The 13,978-nt window shown below is 39.8% G+C and carries 16 protein-coding genes; 11 read left to right on the top strand and 5 right to left on the bottom strand.

Translation table 11 applies throughout. The annotated features are described in order from the left end of the window. The first annotated feature begins 16 nt into the window (after nucleotides 1-16). Both MKZ05_RS07155 and lpdA read left to right on the top strand, forming a co-directional pair. Entirely contained in the window at nucleotides 17-1,357 is a 1,341-nt protein-coding gene (locus MKZ05_RS07155) for a dihydrolipoamide acetyltransferase family protein (RefSeq protein ID WP_003211261.1), read from the top strand. Between the two features lie 4 nt (nucleotides 1,358-1,361). Then, the gene (gene lpdA / locus MKZ05_RS07160) at nucleotides 1,362-2,774 is read left to right on the top strand and encodes a dihydrolipoyl dehydrogenase (protein ID WP_003211097.1); all 1,413 of its coding nucleotides are present in this window, start codon (nucleotides 1,362-1,364) and stop codon (nucleotides 2,772-2,774) included. Between the two features lie 118 nt (nucleotides 2,775-2,892). Here the strand turns inward: lpdA and MKZ05_RS07165 are convergent, their stop codons facing one another. Then, nucleotides 2,893-3,273, bottom strand: coding sequence for a hypothetical protein (locus MKZ05_RS07165; RefSeq protein WP_223250645.1), 381 nt, complete (start codon nucleotides 3,271-3,273; stop codon nucleotides 2,893-2,895). A 316-nt stretch (nucleotides 3,274-3,589) separates the two neighbouring features. Between MKZ05_RS07165 and MKZ05_RS07170 the strand changes: the two genes are divergently transcribed. Continuing rightward, complete coding sequence (locus MKZ05_RS07170; protein ID WP_003212464.1) at nucleotides 3,590-3,709, top strand: GapA-binding peptide SR1P; 120 nt, start codon at nucleotides 3,590-3,592, stop codon at nucleotides 3,707-3,709. Nucleotides 3,710-3,752: 43 nt separating this feature from the next. Here the strand turns inward: MKZ05_RS07170 and MKZ05_RS07175 are convergent, their stop codons facing one another. Next, complete coding sequence (locus tag MKZ05_RS07175) at nucleotides 3,753-5,225, bottom strand: aminotransferase class I/II-fold pyridoxal phosphate-dependent enzyme (RefSeq protein WP_106032469.1); 1,473 nt, start codon at nucleotides 5,223-5,225, stop codon at nucleotides 3,753-3,755. A 190-nt stretch (nucleotides 5,226-5,415) separates the two neighbouring features. Here MKZ05_RS07175 and MKZ05_RS07180 point away from each other — a divergent pair, with 190 nt between their 5' ends. Further along, complete coding sequence (locus MKZ05_RS07180) at nucleotides 5,416-5,685, top strand: UPF0223 family protein (RefSeq protein ID WP_050945118.1); 270 nt, start codon at nucleotides 5,416-5,418, stop codon at nucleotides 5,683-5,685. 30 nt (nucleotides 5,686-5,715) lie between these two features. Here MKZ05_RS07180 and MKZ05_RS07185 read toward each other — a convergent pair whose 3' ends face one another. Further along, nucleotides 5,716-6,351, bottom strand: coding sequence for a DUF1054 domain-containing protein (locus MKZ05_RS07185; protein ID WP_050945117.1), 636 nt, complete (start codon nucleotides 6,349-6,351; stop codon nucleotides 5,716-5,718). Between the two features lie 288 nt (nucleotides 6,352-6,639). Here MKZ05_RS07185 and MKZ05_RS07190 point away from each other — a divergent pair, with 288 nt between their 5' ends. The 6 genes from MKZ05_RS07190 (at nucleotide 6,640) to MKZ05_RS07215 (ending at nucleotide 10,869) form a co-directional block, all read left to right on the top strand. Next, the gene (locus tag MKZ05_RS07190; RefSeq protein WP_003211901.1) at nucleotides 6,640-6,828 is read left to right on the top strand and encodes a hypothetical protein; all 189 of its coding nucleotides are present in this window, start codon (nucleotides 6,640-6,642) and stop codon (nucleotides 6,826-6,828) included. Between the two features lie 133 nt (nucleotides 6,829-6,961). Then, nucleotides 6,962-7,768, top strand: coding sequence for an inositol monophosphatase family protein (locus tag MKZ05_RS07195; RefSeq protein ID WP_044142022.1), 807 nt, complete (start codon nucleotides 6,962-6,964; stop codon nucleotides 7,766-7,768). A gap of 111 nt (nucleotides 7,769-7,879) precedes the next feature. After that, on the top strand, nucleotides 7,880-9,805 hold the full coding sequence (locus MKZ05_RS07200) for a hypothetical protein (RefSeq protein WP_226805136.1): 1,926 nt from the start codon (nucleotides 7,880-7,882) through the stop codon (nucleotides 9,803-9,805). Further along, nucleotides 9,795-10,058, top strand: coding sequence for a hypothetical protein (locus MKZ05_RS07205; RefSeq protein WP_126741232.1), 264 nt, complete (start codon nucleotides 9,795-9,797; stop codon nucleotides 10,056-10,058). The genes MKZ05_RS07200 and MKZ05_RS07205 overlap by 11 nt, the downstream gene beginning before the upstream one ends. After that, a complete protein-coding gene (locus MKZ05_RS07210; RefSeq protein WP_205688519.1) occupies nucleotides 10,058-10,576 on the top strand; it encodes a sigma-70 family RNA polymerase sigma factor in 519 nt (172 codons plus the stop codon). The genes MKZ05_RS07205 and MKZ05_RS07210 overlap by 1 nt, the downstream gene beginning before the upstream one ends. Beyond that, entirely contained in the window at nucleotides 10,573-10,869 is a 297-nt protein-coding gene (locus tag MKZ05_RS07215) for a zf-HC2 domain-containing protein (RefSeq protein ID WP_335365007.1), read from the top strand. The genes MKZ05_RS07210 and MKZ05_RS07215 overlap by 4 nt, the downstream gene beginning before the upstream one ends. Before the next feature lie 39 nt (nucleotides 10,870-10,908). Here the strand turns inward: MKZ05_RS07215 and MKZ05_RS07220 are convergent, their stop codons facing one another. Next, the gene (locus tag MKZ05_RS07220) at nucleotides 10,909-11,544 is read right to left on the bottom strand and encodes a hypothetical protein (protein WP_044142020.1); all 636 of its coding nucleotides are present in this window, start codon (nucleotides 11,542-11,544) and stop codon (nucleotides 10,909-10,911) included. Between the two features lie 274 nt (nucleotides 11,545-11,818). Next, complete coding sequence (locus MKZ05_RS07225; RefSeq protein ID WP_003211596.1) at nucleotides 11,819-11,998, bottom strand: DUF5325 family protein; 180 nt, start codon at nucleotides 11,996-11,998, stop codon at nucleotides 11,819-11,821. A gap of 114 nt (nucleotides 11,999-12,112) precedes the next feature. Between MKZ05_RS07225 and typA the strand changes: the two genes are divergently transcribed. Continuing rightward, nucleotides 12,113-13,951, top strand: coding sequence for a translational GTPase TypA (gene typA, locus MKZ05_RS07230; RefSeq protein WP_003212439.1), 1,839 nt, complete (start codon nucleotides 12,113-12,115; stop codon nucleotides 13,949-13,951). Nucleotides 13,952-13,978: the final 27 nt, after the last annotated feature.

Genomic DNA, 13,978 nt, shown 5'->3' on the forward strand with positions numbered 1-13,978 from the left:
TAGGAGGCGAAAAACAGTGGCATTTGAATTTAAACTTCCGGACATCGGAGAAGGTATCCACGAAGGTGAGATCGTTAAGTGGTTTGTAAAACCAAACGACGAAATTAATGAAGATGACGTTTTAGCAGAGGTACAAAACGATAAAGCAGTTGTAGAAATTCCTTCACCTGTTAAAGGAAAAGTATTAGAATTAAAAGTTGAAGAGGGAACAGTTGCAACTGTAGGACAAACAATCATTACGTTTGATGCACCTGGTTACGAAAATCTTCAATTTAAAGGCAGCGAAGAAGAAGGCGAAGCAAAAACTGAAGCTCAAGTACAAGGTACTGCTGAAGCTGGTAACGAGCCAGAGAAGAAAGAAGTGGCACAAGAAGAAGCGGCAGCAGCAACTGGTGCAGGCGCACAAGAGCAAGTAGATGCTGATCCAAACAAACGCGTTATCGCTATGCCATCTGTACGTAAATATGCTCGAGAAAAAGGCATTGAAATTTACAAAGTTGCAGGTTCTGGTAAAAACGGACGTGTGTTAAAAGAAGATATCGACAGCTTCGTTAATGGTGGTTCTGCAGCTCAAGAAGCAGCACCTCAAGCAGCTGAAAGTGCGAAAGAAGAAGCAGCTCCTAAAGCGGCAGCAGCTCCAGTTCTTGAAGGGGAATTCCCAGAAACTCGCGAGAAAATGAGCGGAATCCGCAAAGCAATCGCGAAAGCAATGGTAAACTCTAAGCATACAGCTCCTCACGTAACATTAATGGATGAAGTTGATGTAACGAACCTTGTTGCACATCGTAAACAATTCAAACAAGTTGCAGCTGATCAAGGAATCAAGTTAACTTACTTGCCTTACGTTGTAAAAGCTCTTACTTCTGCTTTGAAAAAGTACCCAGTACTTAACACTTCTATCGATGATAAAACAGATGAAGTTGTTCAAAAGCATTACTACAACATCGGAATTGCAGCTGATACTGAAAAAGGCCTGCTCGTTCCAGTTGTGAAAAATGCAGATCGCAAAGCTATTTTTGAAGTGTCTAACGAAATCAACGAGCTTGCAACAAAAGCACGTGATGGTAAATTGGCTCCAGCTGAAATGAAAGGTGCATCTTGCACAATCACAAACATCGGTTCTGCTGGTGGACAATGGTTTACTCCAGTCATCAACCACCCAGAAGTAGCGATCCTTGGTATTGGCCGTATCGCTGAAAAAGCGGTTGTTCGTGATGGCGAAATCGTTGCAGCTCCAGTCTTAGCTCTTTCCCTAAGCTTTGACCACCGTATGATCGACGGAGCTACTGCGCAAAATGCCCTTAACCACATCAAGCGTTTATTGAATGATCCACAATTAATTTTAATGGAGGCGTAATGTCATGGTAGTAGGAGATTTCCCAATCGAAACAGATACTCTTGTCATCGGTGCAGGTCCTGGCGGATATGTAGCTGCTATTCGTGCTGCACAGCTTGGACAAAAAGTAACAATCGTTGAAAAAGGAACACTTGGCGGTGTATGTCTAAACGTTGGTTGTATTCCTTCAAAAGCATTAATCAATGCTGGCCATCGTTTCGAAAATGCTAAGCATTCTGAAGACATGGGTATCAAAGCTGAAAACGTAACAGTTGATTTCACAAAAGTTCAAGAGTGGAAAGCTTCTGTTGTAAACAAATTAACAGGTGGAGTTCAAGGTCTTCTTAAAGGAAATAAAGTAGACATCGTTAAAGGTGAAGCTTATTTCGTAGACAGTAACTCTGTACGTGTAATGGATGAAAATTCAGCACAGACGTACACTTTCAAAAATGCAATTCTTGCTACTGGATCTCGTCCAATTGAATTGCCTACTTTTAAATACACAGACCGCGTGATCAACTCAACCGGTGCTTTAGCGCTTAAAGAAGTACCTAAGAAGTTAGTTGTTATCGGTGGTGGATATATCGGTACTGAGCTTGGTACTGCTTATGCAAACTTTGGAACAGAAGTTGTCATCCTTGAAGGTGGAGACGAAATCCTTCCAGGTTTCGAAAAGCAAATGAGCTCATTGGTTAAACGTAACCTGAAGAAAAAAGGAAACGTTGAAATCCATACAAACGCTCTTGCAAAAGGCGTTGAAGAAAAATCTGATGGTGTCACTGTTACTTTCGAAGTAAAAGGTGAAGAAAAAACAGTTGATGCTGATTACGTACTTGTTACTGTTGGTCGTCGTCCAAACACAGATGAGCTTGGTCTTGAGCAAGTTGGTGTTGAATTGACTGACCGCGGAGTTGTCAAAACAGACAAACAATGCCGTACAAGCGTATCTAACATCTATGCAATTGGTGACATCGTTGATGGACCACCACTTGCACACAAAGCTTCTTACGAAGGTAAAATTGCAGCTGAAGCAATCGCTGGAGAGCCAGCTGAAATTGATTACCTTGGTATTCCTGCTGTTGTATTCTCTGAGCCAGAACTTGCAACTGTTGGATACACTGAAGCAGAAGCAAAAGAAGAAGGAATCGACATCGTTGCAGCGAAATTCCCATTCGCAGCAAACGGACGTGCACTTTCTCTTGACGCAACTGATGGCTTCATGAAAATGATCACTCGTAAAGAGGATGGTCTTGTGATTGGTGCACAAATCGCAGGTGTTGGCGCTTCTGATATGATTTCAGAGCTTAGCCTTGCAATCGAAGCTGGAGTGACTGCTGAAGATATCGCAATGACAATTCACGCTCACCCAACTTTAGGTGAAATTACAATGGAAACGGCTGAAGTAGCAATTGGAAGCCCAATCCATATCGTAAAATAATGAACTTATTAAAACCCTCTCCATCAAGGAGAGGGTTTTTTTGAGCGCTGCATGAGAAAAACCCCTCATTTCATGAGGGGCTTTTTCATATGGATTATATAAGTGCAAGGTGAGACCATTAATTTGTATTCACGCGGTCTAAAGCGTGGCATAAGGGCGATAAAATATCCTCTTTGCTGCTGACATTTCCTTCAACCTTCACTATGACTTTTTCATTATTTACAAGTAAAATAGCCGGCAATTCGTCTACTTCATTTTTCCAGCCTTTACGATCTTCTTTCACAATCATCTTTGACATTTCCTTCGGGTATTCATTCTTTAAATCGAGGACTGCATCATAATAAGGACTTTCTTTATCAAGATTTTCTGCATCTGTAAAAAAGAGAATTCTTGGTTTTTGAATATGACTGACTTGGTCTGTCTGATTCGGTATGATATACGCAAATGAGCATGAACTAAGTACAAAGAGCATGGGGAATATAATGAGAAGTGTCCTCATAAAATTCAATCTATTCACCTCAAAATCCTTTGGGGTTGTCCCAACATTTTTAGGAGCTGGTTACCTGTTAGTCACTCTAGTGTATCATGTCCTTTTTGACAATTTTCGATTGTTACTCAATTGTTACAGAATTGATATGAAGCAAAATACAATTGAAACGTTCCCTCAATATGATGAGAAAATAGCACATATTCATAAAAAATAATTAAATGTGTCATACAATTAACCGTTGACAACTTAAATGTGACATCATATTATAGAAGTATGAAATAGATTAAACGCTTTCAAATATTGAATGAAGAAAAGGGGAATGTACGTGGGTACAATTATTTGTCAAGATTGCAATGAGACCATTGATCAATTTGAAAATGAAAAAGTGACAACACTATACGGAACGTGTGGTCACTGTCATTGCTGTGATGAAGCCTCTGAATAAATAAAAAAGCATGCAGCTCCATTTGGGGCTGCATGTTTCTTTTTTATAAAATTGGTTTCTGTTCTTTAATCACGCGGATCATCTCTAGCGTTGAATCTTCTGGTCCTTGGACAGGGAGACCAATTTCAATGTTTTTAAAGATATAGGAGATATTTTCTTCTGTGATAATCTCTCCTGGTATAAAAATAGGTATGCCTGGCGGGTACACCATAACAAACTCTGCGATGATGCGGCCTGTTGCTTCTTTAAACGGAACCACTTCTGTTGTGGCGTAAAAGGCATCACGCGGCGTCATGGCAAGCGATGGAATCTCAGGAAGCAGGACTTCAGTTACCGCTTGTGTGCCGCTCTCACTTGTAGAGGTTGCGGCAATGTCTTTCATAGCCATTATAAGCGTATCGATTGTTTCATCAGAATCACCAGGGGTCACAATACATAAAATGTTGTAAAGGTCAGAAAGCTCCACTTCAATCCGGTAGCTTTCTCTCAACCATTTTTCAACATCATGGCCATTTAGGCCAAGGTCTTTAATTGAAATAATTAATTTCGTTGGATCATAATCATACGTAGAAGCTGAACTGAGTATTTCCTTGCCAATACACGTAATGCCATCAATTTGATTCAAACGGTTTCTCGCTGATTCAGCTAAACGGATGGCTTCATCTGCTAGTGCCTTTCCTTCAGTGGCTAATCGCTTTCGAGCGACATCAAGTGACGCCAAGAGCAAATAAGAAGTAGACGTTGTTGTCAGCATGCTCAAAATCGATTGCACGCGATCTTTTGAGATAAGCCCTTCCTTCATATTTAAAATAGAGCTTTGGGTCAGGGAACCGCCGAGTTTGTGGACACTTGTTGCTGCCATGTCGGCACCTGCCTGCATGGCAGATAGCGGGAGCTTATCGTGAAAATGAATATGCACGCCGTGTGCTTCATCGACAAGGACAGGCACATGAAATGAATGGGCAATGTCTACAATCGATTTTAAGTCTGCTGAAACGCCAAAATACGTCGGATTAATCACAAGCAGACCTTTTGCATCTGGGTGCTCCGTGAGTGCCTTTTTCGCTGATTCTGGTGTAATGCCGTGAGAGATGCCAAGCTCTTTGTCTATTTCTGGGTGAATAAAAACAGGAACTGCGCCAGAAAATACAATCGCGGACATAATCGATTTATGGACGTTACGCGGAACGATGATTTTATCTCCAGGTCCGCATACGGTCATCACCATTGTCATGATGGCGCCGCTTGTTCCTTGGATACAGAAAAACGTATGGTCAGCACCGAAGGCTTCAGCAGCTAGATCTTGTGCTTCTTTTATCATTCCTCGAGGTGAGTGTAAATCATCAAGAGGTTCTATATTAATGAGATCAATGCTTAATGCATTGTCGCCAATGAATGCTCTAAATTCAGGGTCCATTCCGGCTCCTTTTTTATGGCCAGGAATGTGAAATTGAACTGGATTGGTTGCTGCGTGTTTTTTTAGTCCAGTGTATAAGGGTGTATCATGTTGTGACAATTGCTTTCCCACCTTCGTCGAAATACCTGCTATTATTGTGCCAATAACGACAGATTTCATTGCATAAAACAAAAGAATTATATTATGAACTGATCGGAATGTAAAGCATAAAATCAATCGGTTTCTGATCGAACAGATGCTATAATAAAAGTTCAAATAAGAAATGAGTGTTAAAGTGAGGGACAAGTAAATGGAATATCAATATCCAATGGACGTCGACTGGACGACAGAGGAAAAGATTGCGGTTATTTCGTTTTTTCAAGCTGTTGAAAAAGCCTATGAAAAAGGAATAGCGAAGCAGGAGTTATTAGATACTTATAAACGCTTTAAAGAGATTGTGCCATCAAAAGCAGAAGAAAAGACGCATTGTGCAGCGTTTGAAAAGGAAAGCGGGTATTCTCCTTATCGTACAGTGAAAACGGCAAGAGAAGCAGAAGAGTCCGCCATTATACGTATGTAAGAAAAAACGAGCCTTGGTGGGCTCGTTTTTTTATACAGATTGTTTTTGTGTAAAGCGGTATAGATAAGTTAACGTGCGGAAGGCATCTTCGATTTTTGATAAAAATTCTTCATTATTCATTTGAACGACTTCTTCTCTAGGCAGCTGAATGCCGCAAAGGAGCTCGGCTTTTTTCACCGTTTGCACACGTTCAAACAGCGTTTTCAGCTGTTCTGCATCGAGCTCGCTGTGACGCATGACATCTGGTTTCATATGATCTTTAGACCAAACAAAATCTTGCGGTATTTTCTTCTGAATGGTGTCTAGTTCTTTTTCAAATAGCTGACCATATTCGCCTTTCACAGGAGATTCATAAATGAGAGCAAACCATACAAAGACATGTGTTTTCCAAAGCCCAATTTGAAAATGAGGGAGTTTTTTATACCCACGCTTGCTGTTTGCAAAAGCAACCCACGTATCATTTGGCGGATTGACTGATCTTCTAGCATGCTTTGCGACGTGTACAAACATTTCGTCACCTGTAATAGAAGAAAGAAGTGGTGCAAAGTGTTCTCCAAGTGCTTCAAGCTTTGGACGGACTCTTTCTTTTAATACGGTCATTCGTTCATCTAAACCGTCAACTGTAAATGTCTCAAAATCTTCATCTCTAAAACGCATTTCACTCATAGTATGCCTCCTGTATTCTTTCGCTGATCATATTTTATCATAGCTTGGGTTAAGCTCAAAAAAAGATGCACCGTCATGTCAAAGATTGTAGAGGAAGTAGGGCAGCGTTTAAAAACAACGATTTTGTGGTACATAACAAATAGGTAAAAACACAATTTTCAGAATGTCGTTGCGGTTATGCGATCGCTTCATACGATATAAGCAAGAACCAATTCTCTTATCGATTGAATTTTTTATCAATGAAAACTGACAAGGAATGAATCATTCTCTGGAAGGGGCGTTGACCAAATGAAGCAAATCGTGAAGCAGGGGTATAGACAGGAGAAGAAGAATCGCATCGCTGTGTGGAGATTAGAGGTGGACTATGAGCTTTCTACGCTTCATGAAGCCATCGAGCAAAAAGATGACATCCAAATCGAACGCAGCAAACGAAAGCTTGAGCGCCTAAGAAAAGAATGGGAGCAGCTTAAAGGGTAAAACAAGGTGAGGTAAAAACGAACCAATTCATCGGTTCGTTTTTGTATGAAGCTGCTTTTTTCTTGCTTTTACGCACATAATATCAGTATGCTATTACAAATAGGTATTACATAGAAAAGAGGTTTACAGTCTGATGACAAACTGGGTGGAAATTGACCGTCTTGCAAAGCTTTGGGTAAAAGAAGCAGGAAGCCGTATTAAAGCATCCATGCAGGAAGGTCTATCAATTGAAACAAAATCAAATCCAAATGATCTTGTCACAAATATCGATAAAGAAACAGAACGTTTTTTCATTGAAAAGATACAATCGACATTTTCAGATCATCATATTTTAGGTGAAGAGGGACAAGGGGAAGAGGTGACCTCACTTGATGGGATCGTGTGGATCATTGATCCAATCGATGGCACAATGAACTTTGTCCATCAAAAACGCAACTTTGCCATTTCAATCGGGATATTTGAAAATGGCATAGGGAAAATCGGTCTCATTTATGACGTCATTCATGACGAGCTTTACCATGCGGTCAAAGGAGAAGGGGCTTATATGAATGATACCCTGCTTCCGCCATTAAAAGATGTAGCGATTGAAAAAGCCATTGTCGGCATTAACCCGACCTGGGCGATCGAAAGCCCTTATTTTGATGCTAAACCGTTTGCCCGCCTTGTGCGTGATGTGAGAGGGACGAGAACGATTGGATCAGCTGCCCTGGAGCTCGCTTATATCGCAAGCGGCAGAAGTGACGCATACGTCACGTTAAGGCTTGCGCCGTGGGATTATGCAGCAGGCTGTGTGCTTTTGGATGAAGTAGGGGCAGTCTACTCAAATATACACGGAGAACGCCTAACGTTTCTAGACAAAAACAGTATCGTCGCCGGAAATCGATCCGTTTGTGAAAAAATCTTGCACGATTACATAAAAGGCAGTGGAAATAAAAAATAAACCAAATCACTTCATGAGAATGAAGTGATTTTTTGTATTTGATGAAACTTTTTGGAAAGAGAAATGTCTATACGAACGAGGCCTTAATTTGATGTAAAGGATTGTGTTTTAATGTTAGATTTGTTTAGTGATTTATCCCTCCATTTTGAAAGGTATTTTATTTTAAACGAGTACAGTATCCGCATCATTCAATGGTGTGTACTTGGACTATTTGTTCTTTTTATTACACTTCCTATATGGAAAGAAAAGAAAAGTGGTTATGTGTTTTATGCTGGGCTTGTATTAAGAGTAGTCCTGCTAGGCGGAATGACTCTTGAAATGAGCCACCAAGTCCTAGCTAGACAGTATACGATTGAAACATTTGAAGTGCTGACGGATTTCATGCAATTTCTCATCTATGGGTATGTCTTGCTTGCATCACTGTACTATGTTATTACTCTTCCTTATTTAAAAAATAAAGGTATGTTTTTTGCTTTTGATTTATCTGTATTACTTCTGCCTTTATGTCAAACAGTGTTTATTGTGTTTGCTGAAAGCAAAAAGTTCTTTCTTAGCGGTGATACGGGGCTAGTATGGAGAGATATGATCACCATTTTGGCTATGGCTTGCTTTGCCGCTTTGCTGCTGCACCTTTTCTTTCGCTTGTTTTGGCACTGGAAGTGGAAGGAATTGCTTTTATTCTATGGTTTGATTTTTGCAGCCTTGCTTTATATATTTTATCCTTCTATTTCGAAGTATGAGCTTCAATCTACATTTAAATCGATTGTCATTTTAGTAGCAGCAGCAGGAAGCTTTATGACGATTTATTTGTTATCTGCTTTACTACGGGACAAGGTGAGATTAAGGAAGTGGGGCGCTGGTTGTATAGCTGTCTTTTTTCTGCTATTACTCAATCCGATTGTCAATATTCCTCATACCATGTTCCAATTCACCAAAACGGAACTGGTAGATACATTTTCAGAAGAATATCGCCCTTTATCAGCAGTAAGTGCAAAAGCATTCGCTTCAAAATTTGTCCCAGAGGATCAATCGCTGTATTTAAATGCTAGTCTTCAGCCTATCCCTTATCATTACGTGTTTGCAGATGATCAGTATGAAGTGAATATTTCTGCGTTTACAGGCGAATTAAGCGGTTATTCTTATCGAGGTCGTTTAGAGGGAAAGGAACTAACCGATAAAGAATATAGAAAAAAAACCATTGAATTTTTTGAAAGAAGCGGGCGGTCAATCGATCTACAGCGCATTCAATTAGCTGTAAAAAAAGAGGACGGAGAGACGGACGTTCTTCTTCTGCCAAAAATGTCTCAGAATGAAGAGGACAGTTTAGCGTTTGCCACCTGGAAAAAAGGGACGCTTCGACAAGCGCAATACGTAAACGCCATCTTTCAATTAAAGGATATAGACGGAATCCATTTAACAGAAATGGAGATAAAAAATAGGATCAACAGTATTTATAAACATTTAAACCTAAAGTCGCCAGCTTATCAAATCACAGGCATTGATGAATTCTATTTTGATTGGCAGCATGAAGTGAGGGTCACAACAAAAGATCAATCGGAGTTTCTGTTTAATGGCTCAACAAAAGATATCATCAGCTTCAAGTTGTCAAAAACGCTTCTTCAACAGAAAAAAGAGAACGTCAGCGATGAAGATTTGTTAAAGCTCATAGAGAAAAAGCCAGAAGACGTGAAGAAAAAGACAGGTACTAATGAAACCAAACAGTATACATTTAATGGATCCTCTCATCTACTGCGTGTGTTTAGAGATCATGATGGAATTGAACTGAGGCTGGAACCAGTGTCCTCTATACCGGATGTTGTATCGTATAAAGATCGTGATGAAGTCTATCAACAAGTATTAAAAAATGAGAAACCATCTATGATTTATAAAAAACAAATAAAACCAGTTAGAATGATCAACAAAGAAGGGGACATGGACAATTCATGGCTAGTCATTATTCAAACCTTTGGATCAAATGAGCGTAAAATTTATGAAGTAAATGGACGAACAAAAGAGGTGCACCGTTTTGACAGATAAAGAAAAACAAGCCATCTTTCAAGACTTATATGAACTGTATCAAGAAGGGGAGCTGGGTGACGAAGCATACAGCTGGATGAAGTCACATGAGCAGCAATTTCAGCATGTTGTCATAGGGAATAAACAAGGTTCAGCACTGATTGAAGATCAGAATGACTATAATGAGTTAAAACGCATGAAGGGGTTTATTTACTCGTTATACTTCTTTTTCATTGTCTTATCGATTTGGATGACTGTGTGGTTTTATTTCTAATGTCCAGAACAGCTGATCAAATTGAAAAAATCTATGAAGAATATTTTCAGGAAATCACCAAATATCTATATCGGCGGACAGGGAATATGGAAACGGCCAAGGATCTTGCGCAAGATGTATTTATGAAGGCTCTACATGGTTTATCATCTTTTAAAGGACATTCTAGTGTGAAAACATGGCTTTATACCATTGCTTATCATACATTTGTGAATGACTATCGCCGGAAAATCAAATGGACATTTACGAATGTAGAAGAGGTTGATTACTTAGAGCAGCAGTCCTTTTTGACACCAGAGGACCACATCGAAACACAAGCTGACATTCAAAGGCTGTGGCATCATATCAATCAGCTGAAGGATTCATACCGAGAGGTCCTTATTTTAAGAGATATTCAGGAATTGTCATATGAAGAAGTAGCTGAAATTTTGAATTGGACTTTATCTAAAGTCAAAACAACCCTTCATCGAGCGAGATTAGAGCTGAAGCGAATGCTACATTGTGAGGAGTTCAATACATGAGCTGTTATTTGATCGAAGAATTGTTACCCCTTTATATAGAGGGAGACACAAGTGCGGGTACCAATAAAATAATAGCCGAGCATCTACAAACCTGCGAGAGCTGCCGGCAACTTTATCAAGAAATGAAAGAACCAATCACTCTTATCCAGCCACCTCACCTCATGCCATATATAGATGAAAAGGAAGAAAAAAGAAAGTTCGAGAAGCGCTATTATGGCAAGTTAATATACCGAGCAAGCATCGTGTTTGGTTTAGGGTATGTGATGATGATCATTCTTTATTGGCTGAAATAAAAAACCCCCATCTGGGCGATCCAGATGGGGGTTTCGAGCTTAGCTTAATTTTTCTTTAGCAATTTGAATGGCATCATAGACCGATTTTAATTGCTCTTGAGGAATTTTCTTCAGCATTTGGTTGAAAACAAGTAATTCAGTAGAGCTGAATCCAATACCTTTTGCGATTTTTGAATCAATGACAACATTACCTTTTTTGTCTAAAACAAGTGCATCACCAGCAAGATCAGCAATTCTGATCACTGATTTCAACAGCTTTTCAAATTTAGCTGCTTCTTCTTTTGTAAGACCAAGTTCAACAGCTTTCGCTGCATCAAAAACCAATTTTCCTTTTTCGTTTTTAGTGATGCTTTCACTGAAAACGATTGTCAGAACAGCTGCGCGATCTAAGAATTTCTCAGCAGTCGCCGCTTCTTCTTCAGTTAATCCGAGCTCAACAGCTTTTTTCACATCAAATGTGTAGTTGTTGTCTTCCTCAACAAATGAGTTGATGAGAATGTTGATGACACGCTCGTTTTTCTCCAATAATTCTTTAATGACTTGCTGCTGCTCGAAAGGAATCCCTTTGAAAGTTGCAGCGCTTGCTTGCCCAGGAGCTACTGTTGTGAAAGTAAGAATAATAGCTAAAGCGAAAAATACAACAGAGCTGAGCGATTTGCTCAAAATCTTCTTCATGCTTCTTTTCTCTCCCTTTTCTGTTAAATTTTGTTGCAAGAACAGCATATCACGAGAAACTTTGTGGAAGAATAGGAAAATTGTAACTTTCTGTTTGATTTTGGAGAACTATAAACGTTATTGTCGAAAAATGGAGAGGTTCAGATGGCTTACTTTTGCCAAGCCTAAATGATATGTTCTGTCTTTATACACGACCTTTCATAGGTGTTTGGTCTTGTTTTTACCCAAAATAAAAGCCTTCTACATATAGAATGTAAAAGGCTTTTGAGAAATTTTATGATTGCACGTTTAATTTTCTTTTTAATGTAAATCCTGTACCCATGAAAATCATGGCAAACACAATACTTAGACAAATACCCAGCACGTTTTTTTCTGCAAGAGTTACCCCAATAAACGCCATACTGACAACCGCAAGTAATGCACATAATAATAGAAGCCATTTGATTTGTTTCATTTGTCTCCATCCCTTTTTTTTAGAGTTAATATAAGTTTACAGAAAAACGATCGGCATTTAAAGGGGATTGTGATATAATATGAAAGTTATCTAATTATTTTAGGAGATGAAAATGTGAAACTTCGAAAAGATCTTCGCAACATCGCAATTATTGCCCACGTTGACCATGGTAAAACGACGCTTGTTGACCAATTGCTCCATCAAGCTGGTACTTTCCGTGCGAATGAAAATATCGCTGAGAGAGCCATGGATTCAAATGATTTAGAGCGAGAGCGCGGTATTACGATTTTAGCTAAAAATACTGCGATCCATTATAAAGATACACGCATTAATATTTTAGATACACCAGGACACGCCGATTTCGGTGGTGAGGTTGAGCGTATCATGAAAATGGTAGATGGTGTACTTCTCGTTGTGGATGCTTATGAAGGCTGTATGCCTCAAACACGCTTTGTGCTGAAAAAAGCACTTGAGCAAAACTTAACACCAATCGTTGTTGTCAACAAAATTGACCGCGACTTTGCTCGTCCGGCTGAAGTAGTCGATGAAGTAATCGACTTGTTCATTGAATTGGATGCAACAGAAGAACAGCTTGAATTCCCAGTTGTCTATGCATCAGCAATCAATGGTACAGCAAGTAACGATGCGAGCAAGCAAGATGAAAACATGGAATCTTTGTTTGAAGCCATTGTTAACCATATCCCTTGCCCAGTTGATAACCATGAAGAGCCGCTTCAATTCCAAGTGGCACTACTTGATTACAATGATTATGTTGGAAGAATTGGGATCGGCCGTGTATTCAGAGGAACAATGCAAGTAGGACAGCAAGTAGCCTTAATGAAAGTTGACGGCAGTGTGAAACAATTCCGTGTGACGAAGATTTTTGGTTTCCAAGGGTTAAAACGAGTGGAAATCAACGAAGCGAAAGCAGGAGATCTTGTTGCTGTTTCTGGAATGGAAGACATCAACGTAGGTGAAACGGTTTGTCCAGTTGAACACCAAGAGGCTTTGCCAATCCTTCGTATTGATGAGCCGACACTTCAAATGACGTTTGTTGTTAACAACAGCCCATTTGCAGGCCGTGAAGGGAAATACGTAACATCACGTAAAATCGAAGAGCGCTTAGAGCAGCAGCTTCAAACAGACGTCAGTCTTCGTGTAGATCCAACTGCTTCACCTGATGCGTGGGTTGTATCTGGACGCGGAGAGCTTCACTTATCCATTCTTATTGAGAATATGAGACGTGAAGGATTTGAATTACAAGTATCGAAGCCAGAAGTTATTGTAAAAGAAGTTGACGGTGTTCGATGTGAGCCTGTTGAACGCGTTCAAATTGATGTACCAGAAGAGCACACTGGCTCTATCATGGAATCAATGGGCGCACGAAAAGGTGAAATGATTGACATGATCAATAATGGTAATGGTCAAGTTCGCCTGATCTTTACAGTGCCTTCACGTGGTTTAATCGGATATACAACTGAATTTCTTTCATTAACTCGTGGTTTTGGTATTTTGAACCATACGTTTGACAGCTACCAGCCAATGCAGTCTGGTCAAGTCGGCGGACGCCGTCAAGGAGTTCTTGTTTCAATGGAAACAGGTAAAGCGACTGCTTACGGAATCCAAGGCGTTGAAGAGCGCGGTGTGATCTTCGTTGAGCCGGGTGTTGAAGTATACCAAGGAATGATTGTTGGTGAGCATAACCGTGAGAACGATCTTGTTGTCAACGTAAGCCGTATGAAACAACAAACAAACGTGCGTTCAGCGACGAAAGATCAAACGGTGAGCATGAAAAAACCACGTATTATGTCACTTGAGGAATCTCTTGAGTACTTGAATGAGGACGAATACTGTGAGGTTACACCTGAATCAATTCGTTTAAGAAAGAAAATTTTAGATAAAAACGAACGTGAGAAATCAGCGAAGAAGAAAAAGCTAGCAGGATTATCTTAATTCCATGAAGAATTAAAGAGATAGAAC

The sequence above is a fragment of the Bacillus sp. FSL M8-0277 genome, assembly GCF_037975305.1.
In the GTDB taxonomy this organism is placed as follows: Bacteria; Bacillota; Bacilli; order Bacillales; family Bacillaceae; genus Bacillus; species Bacillus pumilus.